Genomic DNA, 23,395 nt, shown 5'->3' with positions numbered 1-23,395 from the left:
TAAAATAAGAAATCAATTTGCTCCTGTTTCGAGCCATTTTTTCATCTGGGCTTTCTGGCAATCATCAGTAATAGCCGGTAGATTTGCATGTTCAGGAATGGTTTTATTAGGATTTGTAATTTCATCGAATAATAAATGCCCATTAGTAGATATAGCATATTCATGAGCAGATGTAAGGTTGTCTAATGAAGGGGAATCGGGTCCACCTGTATAATGACAGGATGTACATTTTGAGTTTAACAGGGTTTTAATTTGAGCATCATAGGTAACATTGGCTGTGTCGCATCCTGCCACAGCGTCATTTGGATATAATTCATCAGATACATCGTAGTAACATGCACTAAATGTAGTGATGAAAAAAATAAAACCGATAAAAATAAAGTAAAGAAGTTTCCTATTCATAAATTATTTTAATTAGATATACAAATATACAAAAACATTTATTAAAATTAAAAAATCCCGCTCAGTCCCATAAAGGCTAAAATTAAAATACCAATAGTGATAAGTGATATGGGAATTCCTTTCATGCCTTTAGGCATTCCTGATAAATTATTTTGATTGGTAATGGTTGCCATCAGTATGAGTGCAAGAGTATAACCGGCAGTTGTTGCAATGGTATAAATAACACATTGTAAAAAATGGGTAGAGAAATTACTTTTAAAAATAATCAGGCATACCCCAAGTACCATACTGTTAGATGTAAGCTGAAAAAAGTCGGCAGATTTTCTGTAAAATTTAAAACTGATTTTCTTTATCACAAAAGCAATAAGCATGGATACATGAATAACAATCAGTATGAAAATTATAATTTGAAGAAACTCGAGGTGTAATGGAATCAAAACAAAATTTTCCAAAACAAAATTGATCATGTTAACAAATATCATTACTAAAGCTATAATGCTTCCTGTTCGTAATGCTGTGCCTGCTTTATTCAGGTCGCCAAGTAAAGGGCGGACACCCAGAAATTGATTGAATGCAACATTGTTAACGAATAACGACAGAAATATTATTTTAAATATATCCATTTTCTATTTATTTTTTTTATAAATATATTTAAATAGTGCAATTATAAATCCATACACAATAAATGCTCCCGGAGGAAGAATAAAAAATAATATGGTGTTTGAATTCTCGCTTACAAATTTATATCCTAAGAAAGAACCATTTCCCAATGTTTCCCTGATTGTTCCCAGGAATAATAAAGCTATTGTAAAACCTATTCCCATGAAAAACCCGTCGAATATTGATGATACAACATTATTTTTTTGTGCGAATTTTTCTGCACGTCCGAGAATAATACTATTGATTACAATTAATGGAACATATATTCCTAATGCTTTATCAAACTCAGGGAAAAAGGTTTTTAATAATAAATCGGCAACAGTTACAAATGTTGCTATAATTACAAGGAAAACAGTAGAACGGGTTTTTTCAAGAATACTATCTTTAAAAATTGATACTGTAGCATTCGATAATATTAAAACAAAAGTTGTTGTTAATCCCATGCCAATAGCTTTTACCATTGAGTCGGTAACAGCAAGAGCAGGGCATAATCCCAATACCAAAATGAACACAGGGTTTTCCCTTAAAATTCCTTTGCTGATATTTTGTATGGGTCTCATTATTTTTTAATATTTATAAATGAGGAATATGCTTTTTGAACACCATCACAGAATGAGCGCGACGTATATGTAACTCCTGAAACCGCATCCACATCGCCACCTTCTGATTTAATAGCCAGTTTGAATGTAGCCGGGTTTTTCCCTATATATTGGTCTCTGTAACCTGCTTCTTCAACCATTTCAAGAAAGTTGGGTGTTTCATTACTTGAAACAAATGCTGTATTGTTAATGGTTCCATCGGGTTTAAACCCTACCAAAATAATTACTTTACCACCAAATCCTTTTTTAGAGAATGAAGTTATTGCATAGCCAGTAACTACACCATTCATTCTTCCTGTATATACATCCAGCCCGTTTACAGATTGGAATTCGGTTAAAGGATTATTATTGAAAGCAGGTAATACATTATTGAAAATCGATTTGTCGGTGTATTGATAAATTGTCGGTTTTGATGGAGGTGCAATAACACTATCTTTTTTAACTTCATTTTTTGTAGTGGATAAACTATCGCAGAACATGGTCGATGCTTTAGCTACGGCTTCGCAGAACGCGCGCGATGTAATGGTTGAGCCTGAAACAGCGTCAATATCACCATCATCTTTTTTTACTTCAAAATCACATTTGCCAAATAATTTGCCTTTAAACTGACCGAGAAATTGAGGGTTATCAACTTTGTCTCCATAACCTATGGTTTCTTTATTTTCAAGGAAACAAGCGCCATTTATTTTTCCGTCAGGCAGTACTCCTATTAATATCCAGACGGTACTGCAATAACCTTTGCCCGAGCTTTTAATTGCATAACCTACAACTTTACCCCCTTTCTTTGCAGTGAAACATTCCAGGTCAGAAATTGTTTTAACTTCTTTCAATGGATCGTTGTCGAATGCAGGAAGTACTTTCTTTAATATTGAAATATCTTTAATAATAAATTTCTCATTTATTTCTGATGCTAGTTTAACATCTGATTTTTTCAGAATATTTTTCATCAGGGATAAGTATGCCTTTTCGATGGCATCGCAGTATGCGCGTGAACTAATGGTTGATGCCGATATAGCATCCACATCGCCACTGTCTTGTTTAACTTTAAGGTTGAATTCGGTAAGATTTTTTCCATTGAATTGTTTGTTCCAGTCCGATGCCATTCTGTCGCCAAAGCCCGGAGTTTCGTGTTGTTCCAAAACAATAGTGTTATAAATAATTCCATCAGGTTTAAAACCTACCAGCAAATAAAATCTTCCGTTGAATCCTTTATCGGTAAATGTTTTACATGCATAACCTACAATACTGTCGCCTTTCTTTGCTGTATAGAAAACAAGCTCATCAATTGTTTTGGCTGAATCAATGGGGTTATTGTCAAAAGCAGGAAGAACCGTACGTATCTTATCTAATTCGGAATTCTTATGTGCATTATTTATGGGTCCGATTGTATAAATGTAAACTATGGTCAGTATGGTCAGAAGTACTATGAAAATAAAAATAAAGGCAACAATTCTATTCTTTATAATAGGCGCAATTGTAGAAGAAAAAGTATTTGTTTTATCTCTGTATTTGTACGAACGGAATAGCTGGTTTATCATGGGTGTGAATGCATTCATAATAAGAATGGCAAATCCAACACCTTCGGGATAATATCCCCATGACCTGATTGAAACAGTTATTACACCACAGCCTATACCAAATACAATTTTTCCTCCGTCCGACATTGGGCTGGTAACCATATCTGTTGCAATAAATGTTGCGCCTAAAATCAAGCCACCTGCAAGTACATGGAAAACAGGGTCTGCGTATTTATCGGGGTGCATGTACCACAATATACCGGTAAAAACAAAAACGGTAGTAATAAATGTAACGGGTATATGCCAGGTTATAATTTTTTTATATAGCATGTACAATGCACCTATAAGTATTGCAAATGCTGATACCTCGCCAAGTGAACCCCCAATATTTCCCATAAACATATCCATGTACGAAGGTGCATCAGCCATAATATCGGAAAGAGGTTTTCCGTTAAGCATTCCTTCTCTTATTGCGCCTAATGTTGTTGGACCGGATATAGCATCGGTAAGAAACGAAGAATTTTGAAGTGGCAAAGGCCATGTGGTCATTTCTACAGGGAATGAAATCAGTAGAAACATTCGCCCTACTAAAGCCGGGTTAAAAATATTTTTGCCAATTCCACCATAGGGCATTTTGCCAACACCAATAGCAATAAGGCTTCCGAGTACCATCATCCATATAGGCAGCGAACTGGGAACATTAAATGCAAGCAATACTCCGGTAATAAATGCTGAACCATCCTGTATGGTTATATCTTCTTTATCAATAAAGAAATATTGAATCAGGAATTCAAATAGAAGACAGGAAACTATTGCTGTAACAGTTAATATAAATGCACTTATACCAAAAAAATAAAATGATACTGTCATTGCCGGCAATAACGCTATCACAACATTCCACATTATTCTGTGACGGGTAAGGTTATTTCGGAGTTCAATCAGTTTCATTTATTAAATTTCTGTTTGTGGATTGTTTTGAATTTCAGTGATTTTTTTTCTTCCGTATCTGATAAGGTCTAAAACCGGGCGTCCGGTTGGACAAACATATCCACATGTACCGCAATTGGTACAGTTTAATATTTTTTCTTTTCGCAATAGAACAAAATCGGAATTCCTCACATGCATTGCCAGCCGGTAGGGTTCTAATCCCATAGGGCATGCATTAATACATTGTGAGCAACGAATGCATTTGAATAATGTATCTCTTTTTGAAAAGGTAAAAAGACCGATGCTCTTTTTATTAATTGGTGTTTGTAATTCTAAAATTTCTTTTCCTCTTATTACATTTCCATTAATAATTCTTTTTTTATTTATATCAACTGAACATACTTTTTCGAAGATGGGAGTTAATGGAGTTCCAATTCTTACTTGTAAGTTAGCTCCCTTTTTTATATCTAAATCGCTTACTGTTATGATTCTTTCAATAAGCGGTTTATTTTTTTGTACAGCTTCATAAACAGCAAAAGTAGTAGCGATGTTATGTGTTAAGTATCCGGCAGGGAGATCGGTAGAATTATCCGGAACATTTTTTCCTGTCAGGGTTTTTATTAATTTTTGCCGGTTATAATACAGGACATTTTTTTTCAAAGCAATGATTTCAATATTGGGATATTGTTTTGAAATATTCAGCATGTTTTTCAAAACATCTTTTTTTTCTTTCTCAATTGCAATAATCCCTTTATTAGTATCGTAAACCTTCATTAAGATTGAAGTTCCGATAAATAATTCCTCTCCTTTTTCAAGCATTAACCTGTGATCGGATGATATGTAGGCTTCATTTTCGGCGCTGTTTATGATAATAATATTTTCTTTTTGCTTGTGTTGAACAGATAATTTTACATGTAACGGGAAAGCTGTTCCGTTCAATTCAACAACTCCGTTATCTCTTATCCTGTTTATTATTTCCGGAACAGGCAGAGTTATCTCTTTAATTAAAGTATCAGTGGTGTCAATATTTTCTTCCCACACATCATCTTTGGTTCGGATAACGATTTCTTTCCTGTGCCTTTCTTTTTTTTCAGTAATTTCTTTTATTTCAATTATTCTTCCTGTTACTGAGGAATGAATATTTGATGATATTCTTCCATCAGCTTTGGCGATGAGTTGTCCTGTTTTTACAAAGCTGTCTTTCTCTACAATAGGTATAGCCGGGTTCCCGGAATGCTGAAATAAAGGAATACTCACAAATTCAGGAAGCGCAACTTTTTCTATCGGGTGATTTGCTGAAAGCCTGTTATCGTTGAGGTAAACTTCGCCTACGTTTATTTTTGTGTATTCTTTTTTCAAAATATTTTATCTACAGGTTAAATTGTAGCTCAATATGCAAATATAATACATTAATTATATTAATTAATAAATTAATGTTGTTAAAAATAATTAGTAATTCAATTATTAAAAAATAAAAAAAGGCTCAAAATATTTCTGAGCCTTTTTTATTTTATTCTTTAATAAATCTTTTTATTGTTGTTCCTTCAGTACTTTCTGCTTTTATAAAATACACACCTTTTTCAAGATTAGAAATATTGATAGTTGTATTTTTATTTACAGCCGGTTGAAAGTATAATAATTTCCCCTGAACATTGTAAATGGAATATTTAGCATTTTGAATACCGGGATTAATTACAGTTAAAAAATCGTACGCAGGGTTCGGGTACAATTCAAAATAATTTTTATTATTTGTATTGTCAGCAATACCTGTTGTGTTTACTGTTATTGAATTGGAATGAGCCGAAGGACAATTATTGGAAGTAACAATAACATAATAGGTGTCGGTAGTTTGCGGAGTGTATGTTTGACTTGTAGCGCCTGAAATAGCTCCCGAACTGTTATACCATTGGTTTCCGGTAGTTGCAGATGACTGTAAATAATTGCTTATTTGTGTTATAGTAGGTGTAGTGGGTGTTTGAGTAACACTAACGGTTACACTTGAAGTAGAAGTGCAACCTGATAAAGTACCGGTAACCGTATAAGTGGTATTGGTAGTGGGACTAACGGTAATAGCTGCTGTTGTGCCTCCGGAGCTCCAGCTATATGATGCAGATGTTCCGCTTGCGGTTAATGTTGTAGAATTACCGCTGCAAATTGTAGGGCTGGTTGGTGATATGCTTAATGTAGGAGCAGTGCAAGCCTCGGCTACTACTAAAGAACAATTTCTTGTAGAAGAGTAACTAAGAGCAAACGAAGCATAAAATGTTACAGAACCTGTTCCTGCAGCAGGTGCTATCCATGTAAATGTCCATGTTTTTGGACTTGTTGTAGCCCAATTAGAAGTACATACCGCTTTGCTATTATTACAAAGTTTGGTTCCTGTGCCGGATGCAAAAGTTCCTATTTTAGTGGTTGTCCCCGTTTTTTCTGCTGTAAGTTCAAATCCTTTTTTCTGTGTGCTTGTAGCAGTTGCAGAAATTGTATATTGTGTTCCTCCTGTATAACCTGCTGTTGGGATATTGGTAGTAATCCAACCAGTCACATTTATTGGCGTACCACCATGACAATCGTCAGTACAATCTTTGTAGCTGTCGCCCTGAGAACTACTATAGCCACCGGGAGAAGAACCATCTTTATTACTGAAAGCATATTTATCAACATAAATAAAATAAAAAATAATAATGCCGATAACCGATAAAATCGTAATTTTTTTAATCATATAAGTTTGGTTTTAGGGGTTAATATTTATTTTAAATAAAAAGTTAAAAGCATACAAATATAATAAATGAAGGTGTCTAAATCAATATTAAAAATCGGATATTTTTTATTTTAGTAAAACAAATAGATGTTCTGGTTAAAATTATCGACAATCACTTTGTTTTTACGAAATATTTTTTTGTGTTGTTTAATGCAAATGATTAAAAATTAGTAATCTTGCAGCTGAAAATATATTTTATGAGGAAGAATTTTTTTTATTTTTTTGTTGTATGTGCGCTTTGCATTTTTGTTTCATGTAAACAAAAACAATTCATTAAATTTTCAGGACTGGCACAGGGGACAACATATTCCATTTCGTACTACGATTATGAGGGCAGAAATTTTCAGAAGGATATTGATTCTATTTTAAAAAACTTTGATAAATCAGTTTCAATTTATGACTCCACTTCGTTAATCTCAAAAATTAATAAAACAGGCGATCCTGTAAAAGTTGATAAATATTTTACTGATATTTTTAATAAAGCAAAAATTGTTTCCGAACAAACCAATGGTGCGCTGGATGTAACAGTAGGTCCATTGGTAAATGCTTTTGGATTTGGATTTAAAAATAAAGAAAAAATAAGCGATACATTAATTGATAGTTTGAAAAAACTGGTGAATTATAAAAATGTAAAAATCGAAAACGGATACCTTGTAAAATCTAACCCTGCGATTTGCCTTGATTTTAATGCCATTGCACAAGGCTATTCGGTTGATGTAATTTCAAAATATTTGGAAAGTAAAGAAGTGGAAAATTATTGTGTTGAAATTGGAGGCGAAGTATTTGCGAAAGGAACAAAAGCAAATGGCAAACGGTGGAATGTGGGTATTGAAAAACCTGTTGATAATAGTGAGGAGCGGGAACTTAAAGCAACAATTTATCTGGAAAATAAAGGGCTTACTACTGCCGGAAATTATAGGAAATTTTATATTGAGAATGGTATAAAATATTCGCACACCATCGATCCGGCAACAGGTTATCCTGTAAGGCATTCTTTATTGAGTGTTTCAGTAATAGCCGATAATTGTATTGATGCTGATGCTTATGATACCGCATTCATGGTAATGGGACTTGAAAAATCATTAGCCTTCCTAAAGGAGCATAAGGAGCTGGAAGCATATTTTATTTATTCTGATAAAGACGGGAAAATGAAAACGTACGAAACAGATGGATTGAAAGAGTTACTTACAGAAAAATAAATAAATAGCGAATCATACATTTTCTTTTCACTCAATTTTTAATACATAATCAATTGTCATATTGAGTTTCGAAAAGATACGTTTTTGTCTGCTACAGTGTTGTCACGTTCGCCTGGTAGCAGACATAGGTAGCCTTCGTTAAATCTTTATTCCAATTGTCACTTTACCGCCAAGTCCTCTTTCAACGATCTCGAACAATGTCCGTAAAGTGATATTACTACCGTCATTCTCTACACGGGAAATGTAAGTCCTTTTTTTGTCAATTACCTTTGCTAGCTCATCTTGAGTCAGATGTTTTGATTCTCTTGCTTGCCTGAGGAGAATACCAATTTTGAATGACTCAAATTCCCTATCAAGGTTATCCCGTCTGTTGGTGCCTTTTTTACCAAATTGCTCGTCCTTTATTTGCGACCAAGTCTTAATGTTTGCTTTTGTCATTTTATTTTCTCCTTTTTTCATTAAAATATTCTTGTCTTAACCGCACTGCTTTTCCAATTTCAGACTGAGGAGTCTTTTGATTCTTTTTTTGAAAACCGTTTAAAAGTATCACTAGCTTTCCCTTATCGAAAAAGCAAAACACTCTCCAGATATTATTTCCTAGTGAGAACCTTGTCTCGTAGAGTCCATCTGTTCCTTCAATATGTTTAATGAATTTTGTCGGAATTTGTTTTTGGTATTCTACAATTTCAAGAATTTTGTAAATCTTGTTTTGAACCTTGATAGGCTGCGAAGCAAGAATTTCTCAAAATGTCCTTTATAAGAAATAATTGTCCGGATCTTTTCCATGCAATTAATGTTTTTGCAAATGTAACTTAAAAGTTACATACAAACAAGTCTTTTTAATTATTTTTTTAATGAAATTTAATGAAGGCTAACGTTTTCGTGGCTGCTTGCAAGCCGATTTCAACCTTTTCGTGTCTACGTGCATTAACTTGTCAAAGTTATTTCTTTCCTATGGTTTCGTAACTCAACCTGGCCGTTAGTAATTGATAGTTCAATAGCACAAATTGTTTACAAACCCTCAATGAAAGTATAATCCTTATTCATTCATTCATTCATTCATTCATATTGTCCATAAAGTTATTATTCCATCTATCGTTACTTTTTGAAAATCACAATCCATTTCATTTTAAAATTAATATTCTGTTTATAAATACTTTTATCTGACGGGTATAGGGTTGGTATAAGGTAAGTTGTTTTTAAAATAGAGATTAAAGATTTAAAATAAAATTAATGTTTTTACCAACATTATAAAAAATATAAACGTCAATGGTGATAGAAGAGAATAAATAAAAAAACAAAAAAGATGAAAAAATCATATTACATAATATCCATACTTTTCTTTTTTATGATGAGTATAACCAAGGCTCAGGACCCTCACTTCACACAGTTCTATGCCAATCCTATTTACCTGAATCCTGCTTTTGCAGGTTCGGCAATATGCCCGAGAGTTATAATGAATTACCGAAACCAGTGGCCTGCTATTCCTGCGGCATATGTAACGTATAATGCTTCATATGATCAGTATATTAAAAATATGTCGGGTGGAGTAGGGTTAATGCTAACGAGCGATAATGCAGGCGAGGGTGTTTTGCAAACCAATACCGTATCCGGAATTTATTCATATAGTGCGAGTATTTCACCGTCTTTCTCAATAAAAGCAGGGTTTCAGGCAACTCTCAGGCAAATAAATCTGGACTGGGAAAAGCTATATTTTGGCGACCAGATTGATGCCCGGTTAGGATTTGTGTATATAACAAATGAAAAATGTCCTGAAGAGCTAAACCTCCTGATGCCTGATTTTAGTGCAGGAATTTTAGGTTATAGCGAAAATTTTTACGCAGGATTTGCAGTACATCATTTAACAACACCCGACGAAGGTTTTATTGCTACATCCTATTTGCCGCGTCGTTATACAGCGCATATAGGTTGTGTAATAAGTACCGAACAACATCGCCGGAGAAGAAAACTGGAAGACCCTTATATTTCGCCAAACCTGCTTTTTATGAAACAGCGCGATTTTGAACAAATGAATTATGGGTTATATTTTAATAAATATCCTTTTGTAACAGGGCTTTGGTTCAGGCAGGGTTTTGATAATCCTGATGCATTTATTGTTCTTATAGGAATACAAACAAGTGTTATGAAATTTGGATACAGCTATGATGTTACTGTTTCAAAGCTGGCAAGCGCTTCAGGCGGTTCGCATGAAATTTCATGGATAATGCAGCTCCCCTGTCGTGAACGACCTGTTCGTTACAGGAGGATTGTTTGTCCGACATTTTAGCTTTATCATGGGTTATTTTACCAACGTTCTTATTGTATTTTACGTCAGTATAGTTAAGTACTGTTACTTACGTTTGTTTACTATTGTTTTACTTTATCGGAAAAGATATATTTGTTAAGCTAAATAATACCGATTGTATATATGTAATAGTCTAATAAAATGTACTATAACATTTATATCATCGTCATAACCATTGTAAAATTTAAAATATCCTTTAGGCTATTATAAATTAACAATTAGTATAATATAGCTTTTAAGCTATTTAAATGAATATAAATACAGAAATAATAGAAGCTTGTAAAAAGAACGAACGTTCTGCGCAAAAATTCGTTTATGAAAAATTTTTCAGCAGGTTTTATGCAGTATGTGTGAGGTATATCAAGGACAGGGAGGAAGCGCTTGAAGTATTGAACGATGGTTTTATCAATATGTTTAAAAATATTGAACAGTATAAATGCGATGGAAGTTTTGAAGGTTGGGCAAGAAGAATTATTGTAAACAAAGCAATTGATTATATCAGGTCGAATAAAAAATACAAAGAAGTATTTAAATATATTGACGATTACAAAGATGTTCCTGTTAAAATAGAAATAGAAGAGGATATGTTCGATATTAATGAACTTTATGATATGGTACATAACCTGCCGAATATATATCGCATGGTTTTTAATTTATACGCTATTGATGGGTTCTCGCATAAAGAGATTGCCGAAAGAATAGGAGTAAGCGAAGGAACATCAAGGTGGTATTTGTCGGAAAGCAGAAAAATGTTAAAAGAAAAACTCACCCTTGTAAGCATAATGATATGAGTAAAATGAATATTGATAATTTTTTCAGAAACAACTTTCTTGAACATGAGAGAAACATGGAAAGTTATAGCCCGGAGCAATGGAAAAATTTTGAGCAGTTGCTGGATAAAGAAATGCCCAACAAGAAAAATAACAAAAAGGGATTTTTATTCAATAACATATTATTATTTATGTTGTCGCTGGTAATAATAATTTCACCACTATTCTTCATGCATTCAGATAAAGCCCCGGTTGTTGCTGCTAAGAATGGACACAACATGATTCAGGCGAATAAGCTTTCTGCTTCAATTAATCAAATCCATGAAATAAAAAATGATAATCATGAAATAACTGAAGAGGTAATCCCGTCCGAAAATACAACCAAACCGGTAAGATCTGATGCAACAATCAAAATACATATTAATAATAATGAGCTTTGTGATGTTATAAAGCCTGATAAAGAAATTTCTTCTGGTATATCATTTATTGAAGAATTGGAAAATGATATTGATTTGTGCATTCCTGCAAAACCGGTAAATATAAAATATACTTCAACACTTGTTGTTCCATCTGTTAAATCAAAGAATACAAAAAATTATTTAAAACAGGTTGATACAAACAATACAAAAAAAGGAAAAATTAAAAGGTCGAAAGTTCTGGTACCTCACTTTAATTATAATGGTTTTTAAAAAAAACATATTTGTTTTTAGTTTGCTTTTTCATGGCATTATATTTTGCCGGGCTCAATCCGATGTAGCGTACGACCATATCATGGCGGCTGCAACATATTATAACCCTTCGTTTGCAGGAGCCAATGGCAAAACATCCTTTTCCTTTAATTTTAATAATAATGATAATAAAAATAAGCCTGATAATAATTCGTATTTTTTTTCTATGGATACCTATACGCGTATGCTTCGCGGAGGAATAGGAATATTGGGGAATTTTAACCAGACACATAACCAGCTTAAATCATCAATGTATTTGGGAGCAATATATGCCCCGAAAATAAGTCTCGAAAATAATATCAATATATCACCTTCTTTAAAGTTGGGATATGTTTATAATAAAGATATTGTATTGTATTCAGCAGATTCTATAAGTTTTGATTCGATGATTTATGGAATGGATGATTATGATATTTCATTGGGTTTACTTGTAAATTCTGATAGGTTTTATGCAGGCGTGTCTGTTGATCATCTTATGCAGCCAGAAGTAAATTGTTTTGATAAAGGTGATTTCATTATTCGAAGGAAATATATTGCCCAGTTCGGTTATCATTATGCGTGGAACAAGAATGCAAGTTCAATATGGCATTTAAATTTGATTTCACAATACCAGCCTTACAACAGTTTTATTTTTCTGAATGATTATTTTGTAAGTAAAAAATTTCCATACCATGTGGGTGCAGGGAAATATTATTACAGGCTTCTTTTTGGTGCAGGATATAAATATAAATTTCATCCTTATGATGAACATTTTGCATATGTCGGATTCGGGGTGCAAAACCATGCTATCACTTTAGGCGGTGGTTTTGAGTTTCTTTCTACATCATATATTCCTAAAACTTTTGAGATTTCTGTAAAATATGTTCTCAATAATTATTAGATTTGCAATGTTATATACCGATACGGAACAGGTAGCAATTACAAAAACTTTTTATTTATACTCGTTCTTATCAGGTTTGCAAAGGCAAAACTGTTTAGAACGAGTTATACCGTACAGAAAACAAAAAAATATTTTTGCAAAACTCTTTTCTGTCGGTATATAAATGTTCCTATCTGTATTGTCCGTTCTTTTCGTTTTTTAAAAATGGATAAGAATGAATATAAAAACAGGGGGATGAAAATAAATTTGTTTATTTTTTGTTCATATAAAAAGAATTCCTTATTTTTGCACCCCATTAAGATAAGAAAAACATTAAACAGTAAGCATTTATGTATTTGACAACTGAAAAGAAAAGAGAATTTTTTAAAGAATTTGGTAAATCTGAGTTTGATTCAGGTTCTGCAGAAGGACAAGTAGCTTTATTTACACACAGGATAACTCACCTTACTGAGCATCTGAAAGAAAACAAAAAAGATCTTGGAACAGAGCGTGCTCTTGTAGGTCTTGTTGCTAAAAGAAGAAGAATACTCGACTATCTGAAAAACACCGAAATAGATCGGTACAGGGCTATTATTAAAAAACTTAATATCAGGAAGTAATTTTTATGTTTCCTGGAAAGAAGAAAGGCAATACATTCATGCTATTGCCTTTTTTGTGTTTTTGAATGTTTGTGCTCCACATATGATATTATACAACTATTTATTTTTTTTTATTCACTTTATTCCAGTCTGTAGAAATCTCATTTCAATAAAAGGGACTGGTATTTTAATTTAAATTTTATGACTCAATTAGGAATTCAAAAGACCTTTGATTTAGGCGATGGCCGACAAATAACAATTGAAACCGGTAAACTGGCTAAGCAAGCCGATGGTTCTGCTGTTGTGAAAATGGGCGATACCATGTTGCTGGCAACTATCGTTACTAAAAAAGAAGCCGCAGAAAATGTTGATTTTTTACCTTTATCCGTTGATTACCAGGAAAAATATGCTGCCGCAGGACGTTTTCCCGGTGGTTTCTTTAAAAGAGAAGCTCGCCCTTCGGAATATGAAATATTAATAGCTCGCCTTGTTGACCGTGCACTCAGACCATTATTCCCCGACGATTATCATGCAGAAACACAAGTTCAGATTTCACTCATATCGGCTGATAAAAATATTATGCCCGATGCACTTGCCTGTTTGGCTGCTTCATCGGCTATTGCAGTTTCCGACATTCCATTTCATGGTCCTATCAGCGAAGTAAGAGTAGTTCGTATTGATGGAAAATTTTCAGTTAACCCTACTTTTGTTGATGCTTCTTATGCCGACCTTGATATTATGGTGGCAGCATCAATGGATAATATCGTGATGGTTGAAGGTGAAATGAAAGAGATTTCGGAATCCGATATGGTAGAAGCTTTGAAGTTTGCCCATGATGCTATAAAAATTCAGTGTAAGGCGCAGCTGGAACTCGCTGCAATGGTTGCAAAAGCTAACCCCAAACGTGAATATTGCCATGAAGTGAACGATGCTGATCTGAAGAAAGCGGTTTATGATGCTACTTATAAAAAAGCATACGAATGTGCAAAGTCAGGAAATAAAAATAAACACGAACGTGGAGATGCTTTTGAAGCTATAAAAGCTGAATTCATTGAAAGCATTCCCGAGGAACAGCGTGCCGAAAAAAAACCACTTATCGACCGCTATTATCATGAAGTAGAAAAGAAAGCCATGCGCAACATGATCCTTGATGACCGCATTCGTCTTGATGGCCGTAAGCTTGATGAAATACGCCCGATATGGACAGAGGTAGATTATCTTCCTGCTGCTCACGGTTCAGCAATTTTTACCCGTGGCGAAACCCAGTCGCTTACCACGGTAACATTAGGAACCAAACTCGACGAACAGGTTATTGACGGCGCTGTTATTGAAGGCAAAAGCAATTTTATATTGCATTATAATTTCCCTTCATTTTCAACAGGTGAAGTAAAAATGAACCGTGGTACAAGTCGCCGCGAAATTGGTCATGGTAATCTTGCACTGCGTGCTTTAAAACCAATGATCCCCGGATCTGATGAAAATCCTTATACGATAAGAGTTGTTTCCGATATTTTGGAATCGAACGGTTCATCATCAATGGCTACAGTATGTGCCGGAACAATGGCATTAATGGATGCAGGCGTGAAAATAAAAAAACCTGTTTCTGGAATCGCAATGGGGCTTATCACTGATACAGAAACAAAAAAATATGCAGTACTTTCCGATATCCTTGGTGATGAAGATCATTTAGGCGATATGGATTTTAAAGTTTGCGGAACCCGCGATGGTATCACTGCATGCCAGATGGATATTAAAGTTGACGGCCTTTCGTATGAAATTTTAATGCAGGCATTACAGCAGGCAAAAGCCGGAAGAATGCATATACTTGGTGAAATTGAAAAAACAATCATTGAACCAAGGACCGACTATAAACCTCATGTTCCAAGGATAGAGAAAATGAGTATTCCTAAAGAATTTATCGGCGCTGTTATAGGACCCGGTGGAAAAATCATCCAGGAAATGCAGAAAGAAACCAATTCCACCATTATTATTGAAGAAGTGGGAGAGTATGGTATCATTGATATTTTTGCAGCCGACAAAGAATCTATAGAAGCTGCAAAAGATAGAATTAAAAAGATTGTTGCTGTTCCTGAAATAGGTGAAGTATATAAAGGAAAAGTGAAAAGCATTATGCCTTTTGGAGCTTTTGTTGAAGTTTTACCGGGCAAAGACGGATTATTACATGTTTCGGAAATCGACTGGGCACGTGTTGAAAAAGTTGAAGATGTGTTGAAAGAAGGCGATATAATTGAAGTTAAGCTTATCGATATTGATAAGAAAACAGGAAAGATGAAACTTTCACGCAAAGTACTTTTACCACGTCCGCCAAAGACAAATAAAGAATAATGAAACAAAGTCCGGCGCATATACGTATAAACTAATGTTTATAAATAATATTTGTGTATGAGACAACTTAAAATTACAAAGCAGGTAACGAACAGGGAGACTGCCTCTCTTGATAAATATCTTCAGGAGATAGGAAAAGTCGATCTGATTACTGCCGAGGAAGAAGTTGCTTTGGCTCAGAAAATACGCGCCGGTGACCAGTTTGCACTTGAAAAGCTTACCAAAGCTAATTTGCGATTTGTTGTCTCTGTTTCCAAACAGTATCAGAACCAGGGTCTGAGTCTTCCTGACCTTATTAATGAAGGGAACCTGGGACTGATTAAAGCGGCACAACGTTTTGATGAAACCAGGGGATTTAAATTTATCTCTTATGCGGTATGGTGGATTCGTCAGTCGATATTACAGGCGCTGGCAGAACAAAGCCGTATCGTTAGGCTTCCGCTAAATAAAATTGGCGCTATCAATAAAATCAATAAAGCATTCTCGCAACTTGAACAAACATACGAACGCGAACCCAATCCTGATGAAATAGCCGATTTGCTTGAGATTTCAGAAGGTGAAGTAAAAGAATCGCTGCGTAATTCAGGTCGCCATGTTTCAATGGATGCACCAATCGTTCAGGGTGAAGAAACCAATATGTATGATGTGCTGAGGAATGATGATGGTCCTACTCCTGAAACGGGTTTGCTTTACGATTCGCTTCGCAAAGAAATCGACAGGGCTATATCAACGCTTACTCCCCGCGAAGCTGATGTGATACGTTTTTATTTCGGCTTGAATGGCGAACATGCTTTAACACTGGAAGAAATAGGAGAGAAGTTTGACCTTACCCGTGAGCGTGTCCGCCAGATAAAAGAAAAAGCAATCCGCAGATTGAAACATACATCGAGAAGTAAAATTTTAAAAACTTATTTGGGATAATATATGAAACAATAATACTTTCTAAAAGGTCAGGCTGAGTTTATCGAAGCCTGACTTTTTTATTTTTGAAATTTTATTTTTATAAATTTGACATTTATTATTTACAATATTCAATTTGAAAAAAGTTATGAAACACCTCATTTCACCTTCAATATTATCGGCTGATTTTGTAAATCTCGAAAAAGGAATATTAATGCTGAATAAAAGCAAAGCCGACTGGATTCATATTGATGTGATGGATGGCGTTTTTGTTCCCAATATCACTATTGGATTTCCTGTAATCAAAAGAATAAAACAGGTCGCAGAAAAACCTCTTGATGTACATCTGATGATTACCCAGCCTGAACGTTATATCGAGAAATTTTATGAAGCCGGAGCAGATATATTAAGTGTACATTATGAAGGCAGCGTTCATTTGCACCGAACGATACATGCAATAAAACAAATGAATATGAAAGCCGGGGTGGTTATCAATCCTCATACTCCGGTGGATGTACTTTCCGAAATCATTAATGATGTGGATTTGGTTTGCATAATGTCGGTAAATCCCGGTTTTGGCGGACAAAAATTTATTGAAAATACCTATTCTAAAGTTGTAAGTCTTAAAGCGCTTATTAATGCATCGAAATCGAAAGCGCTGATTGAAATTGATGGAGGTGTAGATAATACAAATGCTGCCATGCTTATAAAATCTGGCGCTGATGTTCTTGTTGCAGGGAATTATGTTTTCTCATCTAAAGATCCTTTGAAGACCATTGCTGGGTTGAAAAATTTTTAAAATATTTTTTTATAAAAAACTCCACTGATGAATCTTCTTTCCTATATTAAAAATATTGCTAAATTATCTCCTGAATCAGAAGAAAGCATAATATCCGTATTTAAAAAAGAGTCACTTCCTAAAGGACATTACTTATTTAAACAAAACGACATTTGCCGCCACATTTTCTTTATTGAAAAGGGGCTTGCCCGAACTTATTATCATACCGAAAATGGTCGTGAAGTAACAGCCTGGTTTTTCCCAGAGAATTCTTTTATTACCGCAATTGACAGCTATTATTATAATAACCCGGCTAAAGATTTTTGTGAACTGCTGGAAGATTCAATTGTATATTCAATAAAATTTTCTGAAATGGAAATGATGCTGGATAAAGAATCACAGATGGCAAAATTTGCTTTCCACGTGGTTTACGATATGACAAAGCAAATGTCGGAGTTTATCATAAATTTAAAATTTCAAACAGCAGAAGATCGTTATAGCGCTTTCCTTACAAATTACACTTCTATCCTTCAGCGTGTATCCTTGGGGCATATAGCCTCATACCTTGGAATCACTCAAGAAACATTAAGCAGAATAAGGGCAGGGAAATAATTTATTTTTATTTTTTGATTTAAGTCAAAAGCTTTGTTACGCAGGTTGCGGAATTTTGTATTCTCAAATTAGATACAATGCAACCGGGCAAGCAGAAAAGACAAAGACAAATTCGATCATCAGTAATTCATTCAGGCGAAGCCGGCCCTGACTCCTTTATTAACAATAATGATTTACATTTAGTTTTCATCACTGATGAAAAAGGTATTCAGAAAACATTCAATCTTCTGAAAAAAAGATTATCGGAGAATACGAATAATTTCCTGACATTAATTTATTGTATTCCTAAAATGCAGAACCATCCGTTGTATAACGATGAACTGAAAATTCTTGAAAGCCGCTTTTCGCAACAATTAAAAGTATTTTACATTTCAAAAGAAACAAACTCTGTTTGCAAGAATATCATTGCAGGACTAACCGTATTAGAAATAATAATTAACAGCAATGTGAAAGCAGTGATGAAATTTTTGATAAACGGCAAAGAAGAATTAATAGAAGTAATGTCGGAACAACTTTATTTTCTTGGTATCGAAAAAAATCAAATAATAACACAAATCAGTTAATGAAAAAAAATAGTTGAAATATGAAATCTGTAAATATGAAAAAAAATACAATTAAAATGGTGGCTCCACTGATGCTTGCATGCCTGCTTTTAGTATCATGCAAAAAAGAGGGCGTAAAAGTTTTTGAAGGGGATTATACTTACAAAACTTCAGGGAATGTTGTTGTAAAAATAAATGGGATGAACATTCCTGTGAGCTTGATCAATCATACCGGACAGCTTGATATAATTGATATAGGTGAAGATGATAAAGTTCAGATTGTAAAAACATCATTGGAAGGAAATGTATCAACTTATAACGCTACTATCAATGATGATGAAATTGATTTTGACCCGACAACTTTTACGGAAATAATTATGCTTGGTACTTCAGGCTCTTATGGTACAGGAATCATAACAAGTAAGGCAACAGGAAAAATATATAATAAAAACACGATTATTATCAATGAGGTTTATCAGGGAACATATATTAATTCCGATTCATTGAACACCATGGGAACAATATATGGGGATAATGTATTGACCGTAGCAGACAGAAATGAAGACTGATAAAATGATAAGAAAATCAAAGCAACTAGAAAACAATATAAAACACAATACACACGAATTCGCTTTCCAATTTTAAAAAGGGAAATTATGATAAAAATAAAAACAGCAACAGCAATTATTGTAATTGCCATAATAATTAATGGCTGCACAAATAAAAAGCAAACTTCGGAGCCTAATGCAATACCTGTAAAAATACAGTTAATGGAACCGGCATCAACAGGTACCGAGCATAATTATGTCGGAGTTATTGAAGAGTCTTTTGCAACAACGCTAAGTTTTGAGACTTCAGGGAATGTTCAGCATGTTTATATAAAGGAAGGCGACAGGGTAAGCAAAGGGCAATTGATCGCAGATTTAAATGAAACAACCGCGCAAAATGCATACAACGTTGCAAAAGCAACATTTGACAAAGCGCAAGACGGGTATACCCGTTCAGAACAACTTTATAAAAACAGAAGCCTGTCGGAATTAAAGTGGGTTGAAGTTCAGACTGCATTTACTGAAGCAAAATCGTTAGCTGAAATTGCTAAAAAGAATTTGCAGGATTGTAAAATGTATGCTCCTATTTCCGGTGTGATAAGTTCGCTGGATATTGAACAGGGCATGAATGTTATTCCTTATGAGTCGGTAGCCAAGTTGGTTGATATTAGTGAGCTATGCGTTAAGGTAAGTATTCCTGAAAATGAAATTGCTGACATTAGTATTGGGCAAAATGTACAGGTTATCGTATCGGCGTTGAATAATGCTTCTTTCACAGGTAAAATTACCGAGAAGGGAATTAAAGCAGATATCCTCTCGCATTGTTATGATATTAAAGTAAAATTAAATAATCCTGAAAAAAAATTACTTCCGGGAATGGTTTGCAAAGCGCTGATTCAATATTCTGATACATCGGAATCAAAGATACAGGTACCGGTAAATGCTGTGCAAATTACCAATGAAGGTCAGCGCTATGTTTGGGTTGCAAAAAACAAAAGGTCTCAGCGTTGTTTTGTTACTATTGGTGAACTTACCAATAAAAATGTAATAATTCAATCGGGGCTGAAACAAGGTGATACCGTAATTGTTGAAGGATACCAGAAAGTAAGTGAAGGAAGTTTATTAAAATACTGATGAATTCAAAATCAGAAAAAATTAAATTATACTTCTGCAGAATGAGTTTGCGAAAATTATGAAACACATTAGCCCAGTATAAAAAATGATAAGCATTACAATGAAACCGGAACAAAATGAAAAAAATTAATAAAGGCATAATAGATTCAATGATGAAACACTACAAGATTGTGTGGTTGATTGTAGCGTTATTTGTTGGCTTCGGAATATATGGGTTGATTGAAATGAACAAACAGGAATTCCCTGATTTTACCATACGGCAGGGTGTTGTGGCAGCTGTTTACCCGGGAGCAACACCCGAAGAAGTGGAAAAACAATTAACCAAACCATTAGAGAATTTTTTATTCACATACCAGGAAGTTGACAAAAAAAATACCTACTCATATTCAAGGGATGGGATTGTATACATATTTGTTGAGCTAAGTAAAAGTGTACATAATAAAGATGAAGTATGGTCAAAAATAAAACACGGGTTAAAGGATTTTAAAATCCAGTTACCTTCCGGCGTACTGGCTATAGTTGTGAATGATGATTTCGGAAACACATCATCACTATTAATAACTATGGAGTCGAAAGACAAAAGCTACCGGGAACTGGAAACTTATATGGATAAGCTGTGCGATAAATTGAGAACAGTAAAAGCTGTAGGAAATATAAAAGTTTTTGGTAAAAGGAACGAAGAGATTTCTGTTTATATAGAGCAGGAGAAATTAGCAACCTATGGCATCAGCTCAAAAACATTGATGCTGAATTTATACACACAGGGTTTTTTAAGCATGGGCGGAACTATCGATAACTGCGATATGAATGTTCCTATTCATATTAATACCCCGTTTACTTCTGAAAAAGAAATTGCCGAACAGATCATTTATACCGACCCTGATGGAAATGTGATCAGGTTGAAAGATATTGCCCGTATTGAAAGAGAATACGAAAAGCCGGTCAGTTATATCAATAAAGATGGAGAAGAAGCATTAGTATTATCTGTTGAAATGCAGTCGGGGAATAATATTGTGAAGTTTGGAAAGAATGTGGAAACGGTATTGCAGGATTTTCAAAAAACACTTCCGCAAAGTGTAACATTATATCGTATTACCGACTTGCCTAAAGTAGTAAGCAGTTCAGTAAGTTCATTCATGCGCGATCTAATATTTGCCATACTGGTTGTAATTGCTGTCATGCTAATGTTGTTTCCTGTACGTTCCGCATTGGTAGCAGCATCAGGCATTCCGATAACTATTGCAATCACATGGGCATTTATGTATGCTTGTGGAATGGAGCTGAACACAGTAACGCTGGCAGCGCTTATTGTTGTGCTGGGTATGATCGTTGACAACTCCATTGTGGTTATTGATGGATACATTGACAACCTTGAACATGGATTATCGCGTTGGCATTCGGCTGTAAAAAGTGCAAAGGATTATTTTCAACCTTTGTTGATTGCAACACTTGCAATGAGTGCAGCCTTCTTTCCGTTCCTGTTCACACTTACAGGTCCGCTTAATGATTTTGTAAAACATTTTCCTTACACTTTTGGTTTTGCACTTATGGTATCATTGGTTGTTGCCATGCTGATGACACCGTTTCTTGAATATCGTTTTATTAAACGTGCTAAGCCTGTCGCAAAACAGTCGATGGTCATCAGGGCGCAAAACAAATTTTTTTCCATACTGCAGGGAAGTTATGAATGGCTATTGAAGAAATGTTTCAGGCATCCTGTTGTTACTATTTCTGTAGGGCTATTAGTCATTTTGATTTCTGTCATCATGTTTATGTTTACGCCTGTGCAGATGATGCCTGTTGCTGAACGGGATTGTTTTGCTGTGGAAATACATCTGCCTGCAGGAAGTTCATTGGATCAAACAGCTGTGGTGTGCGACAGTATGCAGCATATCTTATTAAAAGATTCCCGTGTTGAAGCAGTAACTGCATTTATAGGAACCAGTTCCCCACGTTTCATGATAACCTACGCACCTAATCTACCCGATAAAAATTACGCGCAGTTTATTGTCAATACCAATTCTAATGAAGACACAGAAGAATTACTTCAGGACTATTCCGAAAAATATTCAAATTATTTTCCAAATGCGATCCTTCGTTTTAAACAGATCGATTACCAGGCAGTGAAGAATCCTATTGAAGTTCGCTTTACCGGCGATAGTATTCAGAAACTACGTGAAGAAGCGGATAAACTCGTGGCTTATTTACATACGATGGATAACGAGTTATCGTGGATACACACCGATTTCGACGGTTATCAGCCTTGTACAAAAATTGACCTTGATCAGTTAGAAGCAAGCCGTTTGGGAATTACAAAATCTATGTTAGCAGTTGACCTGGCTTCTAGTTTCAGTGGAATACCACTAACTACGCTATGGGAAGATGATTATGCTGTTCCGGTTAAACTCAAAAGAGAGCGAAAAGGTAATGAAACCGATTTTCAATCACTGAAAGAAGAAATGATCCCAACCCTGATACCCGGTGTTTGGGTGCCATTAAGACAAGTAGCAACTATTTCTCCCGATTGGCAACCTTCGCAAATTGTAACACGAAACGGTGTGCATTGCCTTACGGTATCATGCGATTTGAAATACGGGGGAAGTCAACCTAAAAGCATGGCAAAAATTTCAAAATATATAAATCAAAAACTTAAACCTCAACTTCCCTCTGATGTTGAAATTTCGTATGGCGGACTAGTTGGAGTTAACAAGGATCTTATACCGGAAATTATTACAGGGCTTGGTATAGCTATATTGATAATCTTCTTTTTCCTGCTTTTTGCATTTAAAAAAATCAGCATTGCTATATTGGGAATTGCTTCAACAGTGCTTAGTTTGCTGGGTGCTATTATTGGAATATGGATATTTGATATTGATTTTGGTATTACTTCAGTTTTGGGAATTGTAAGTTTGATAGGCATTATAGTAAGAAATGCTATTATCATGTTTGAGTATGCAGAAAAGTTAAGGACAGAAAAAAAATATGATGCAAAACATGCTGCATTTGAAGCAGGGAAACGTCGAATGCGTCCTATCTTTCTTACTTCCGCAGCTGCTGCAGTAGGTGTAATTCCCATGATCCTTGGTAAAAGTACCCTTTGGTTGCCCATGGGAGTAGTGATATGTTTTGGGATGGTCTTTTCACTTGTCCTGGTAGTAACCATTTTGCCGGTAGTATATTGGCAGGTTTATAAAAAAGTATAATCTATAAAA

At 34.7% G+C, this 23,395-nt stretch carries 21 protein-coding genes and 2 pseudogenes; 14 read left to right on the top strand and 9 right to left on the bottom strand.

Annotated elements, in window-relative coordinates; all coding sequences use genetic code 11:
* Positions 1-12: 12 nt before the first annotated feature.
* From PKK00_05410 to PKK00_05380, 7 genes and pseudogenes are all read right to left on the bottom strand, one after another.
* Positions 13-402: a hypothetical protein gene (locus tag PKK00_05410; GenBank protein HNW97829.1), complete on the bottom strand. Its 390-nt coding sequence runs from the start codon at positions 400-402 to the stop codon at positions 13-15.
* Between the two features lie 47 nt (positions 403-449).
* Positions 450-1,025: an Rnf-Nqr domain containing protein gene (locus tag PKK00_05405; protein HNW97828.1), complete on the bottom strand. Its 576-nt coding sequence runs from the start codon at positions 1,023-1,025 to the stop codon at positions 450-452.
* Positions 1,026-1,028: 3 nt separating this feature from the next.
* Positions 1,029-1,622 carry an RnfABCDGE type electron transport complex subunit E gene (locus PKK00_05400; protein HNW97827.1) on the bottom strand — a complete coding sequence of 198 codons (594 nt, stop codon included), beginning with the start codon at positions 1,620-1,622 and terminating at the stop codon, positions 1,029-1,031.
* On the bottom strand, positions 1,622-3,199 hold the full coding sequence (locus PKK00_05395; GenBank protein HNW97826.1) for an RnfABCDGE type electron transport complex subunit G: 1,578 nt from the start codon (positions 3,197-3,199) through the stop codon (positions 1,622-1,624). The genes PKK00_05400 and PKK00_05395 overlap by 1 nt, the downstream gene beginning before the upstream one ends.
* A pseudogene (locus PKK00_05390) lies at positions 3,179-4,126 on the bottom strand (RnfABCDGE type electron transport complex subunit D). The gene PKK00_05395 and the pseudogene PKK00_05390 overlap by 21 nt, the downstream one beginning before the upstream one ends.
* 3 nt (positions 4,127-4,129) lie before the next feature.
* Entirely contained in the window at positions 4,130-5,464 is a 1,335-nt protein-coding gene (locus tag PKK00_05385; GenBank protein ID HNW97825.1) for an RnfABCDGE type electron transport complex subunit C, read from the bottom strand.
* Between the two features lie 151 nt (positions 5,465-5,615).
* Positions 5,616-6,824 carry a T9SS type A sorting domain-containing protein gene (locus PKK00_05380; GenBank protein ID HNW97824.1) on the bottom strand — a complete coding sequence of 403 codons (1,209 nt, stop codon included), beginning with the start codon at positions 6,822-6,824 and terminating at the stop codon, positions 5,616-5,618.
* A gap of 236 nt (positions 6,825-7,060) precedes the next feature.
* Here PKK00_05380 and PKK00_05375 point away from each other — a divergent pair, with 236 nt between their 5' ends.
* Positions 7,061-8,062, top strand: coding sequence for an FAD:protein FMN transferase (locus PKK00_05375; protein ID HNW97823.1), 1,002 nt, complete (start codon positions 7,061-7,063; stop codon positions 8,060-8,062).
* Positions 8,063-8,200: 138 nt separating this feature from the next.
* Here PKK00_05375 and PKK00_05370 read toward each other — a convergent pair whose 3' ends face one another.
* Both PKK00_05370 and PKK00_05365 read right to left on the bottom strand, forming a co-directional pair.
* Entirely contained in the window at positions 8,201-8,521 is a 321-nt protein-coding gene (locus PKK00_05370) for a helix-turn-helix transcriptional regulator (protein HNW97822.1), read from the bottom strand.
* Positions 8,502-8,848, bottom strand: a pseudogene (locus PKK00_05365) (type II toxin-antitoxin system RelE/ParE family toxin). Before PKK00_05365 ends, PKK00_05370 begins: the two are co-directional and overlap by 20 nt.
* A gap of 520 nt (positions 8,849-9,368) precedes the next feature.
* On the opposite strand from PKK00_05365, the gene PKK00_05360 reads away from it, so the two are divergent.
* The 13 genes from PKK00_05360 to PKK00_05300 all read left to right on the top strand — a co-directional run bounded on the left by PKK00_05360 (position 9,369) and on the right by PKK00_05300 (position 23,386).
* A complete protein-coding gene (locus tag PKK00_05360) occupies positions 9,369-10,349 on the top strand; it encodes a type IX secretion system membrane protein PorP/SprF (protein HNW97821.1) in 981 nt (326 codons plus the stop codon).
* 266 nt (positions 10,350-10,615) lie between these two features.
* The gene (locus PKK00_05355) at positions 10,616-11,158 is read left to right on the top strand and encodes an RNA polymerase sigma factor (protein ID HNW97820.1); all 543 of its coding nucleotides are present in this window, start codon (positions 10,616-10,618) and stop codon (positions 11,156-11,158) included.
* Positions 11,155-11,826: a hypothetical protein gene (locus PKK00_05350; protein ID HNW97819.1), complete on the top strand. Its 672-nt coding sequence runs from the start codon at positions 11,155-11,157 to the stop codon at positions 11,824-11,826. The genes PKK00_05355 and PKK00_05350 overlap by 4 nt, the downstream gene beginning before the upstream one ends.
* On the top strand, positions 11,816-12,745 hold the full coding sequence (locus PKK00_05345; GenBank protein ID HNW97818.1) for a PorP/SprF family type IX secretion system membrane protein: 930 nt from the start codon (positions 11,816-11,818) through the stop codon (positions 12,743-12,745). The genes PKK00_05350 and PKK00_05345 overlap by 11 nt, the downstream gene beginning before the upstream one ends.
* 329 nt (positions 12,746-13,074) lie before the next feature.
* Entirely contained in the window at positions 13,075-13,344 is a 270-nt protein-coding gene (rpsO, locus tag PKK00_05340) for a 30S ribosomal protein S15 (protein ID HNW97817.1), read from the top strand.
* Between the two features lie 180 nt (positions 13,345-13,524).
* Positions 13,525-15,669 (top strand): polyribonucleotide nucleotidyltransferase, encoded by a 2,145-nt coding sequence (gene pnp / locus PKK00_05335; GenBank protein ID HNW97816.1) that lies wholly within the window; start codon positions 13,525-13,527, stop codon positions 15,667-15,669.
* Positions 15,670-15,726: 57 nt separating this feature from the next.
* A complete protein-coding gene (locus PKK00_05330) occupies positions 15,727-16,590 on the top strand; it encodes a sigma-70 family RNA polymerase sigma factor (GenBank protein HNW97815.1) in 864 nt (287 codons plus the stop codon).
* Between the two features lie 127 nt (positions 16,591-16,717).
* Complete coding sequence (gene rpe / locus PKK00_05325) at positions 16,718-17,368, top strand: ribulose-phosphate 3-epimerase (GenBank protein ID HNW97814.1); 651 nt, start codon at positions 16,718-16,720, stop codon at positions 17,366-17,368.
* 27 nt (positions 17,369-17,395) lie between these two features.
* Positions 17,396-17,959: a Crp/Fnr family transcriptional regulator gene (locus tag PKK00_05320; protein HNW97813.1), complete on the top strand. Its 564-nt coding sequence runs from the start codon at positions 17,396-17,398 to the stop codon at positions 17,957-17,959.
* A gap of 77 nt (positions 17,960-18,036) precedes the next feature.
* Positions 18,037-18,522: a hypothetical protein gene (locus PKK00_05315; protein HNW97812.1), complete on the top strand. Its 486-nt coding sequence runs from the start codon at positions 18,037-18,039 to the stop codon at positions 18,520-18,522.
* 35 nt (positions 18,523-18,557) lie between these two features.
* A complete protein-coding gene (locus PKK00_05310) occupies positions 18,558-19,070 on the top strand; it encodes a hypothetical protein (GenBank protein HNW97811.1) in 513 nt (170 codons plus the stop codon).
* Positions 19,071-19,157: 87 nt separating this feature from the next.
* Positions 19,158-20,183, top strand: a complete 1,026-nt coding sequence (locus PKK00_05305) for an efflux RND transporter periplasmic adaptor subunit (GenBank protein ID HNW97810.1) — start codon at positions 19,158-19,160, stop codon at positions 20,181-20,183.
* Positions 20,184-20,299: 116 nt separating this feature from the next.
* Complete coding sequence (locus PKK00_05300) at positions 20,300-23,386, top strand: efflux RND transporter permease subunit (protein HNW97809.1); 3,087 nt, start codon at positions 20,300-20,302, stop codon at positions 23,384-23,386.
* Positions 23,387-23,395: the final 9 nt, after the last annotated feature.

It is taken from the genome of Bacteroidales bacterium (assembly GCA_035353855.1).
Taxonomy (GTDB): Bacteria; Bacteroidota; Bacteroidia; order Bacteroidales; family CG2-30-32-10; genus DAOQAK01.
The sequence above is the reverse complement of the archived record's forward strand: the minus strand, read 5'-3'. Positions and strand labels throughout refer to the sequence as shown.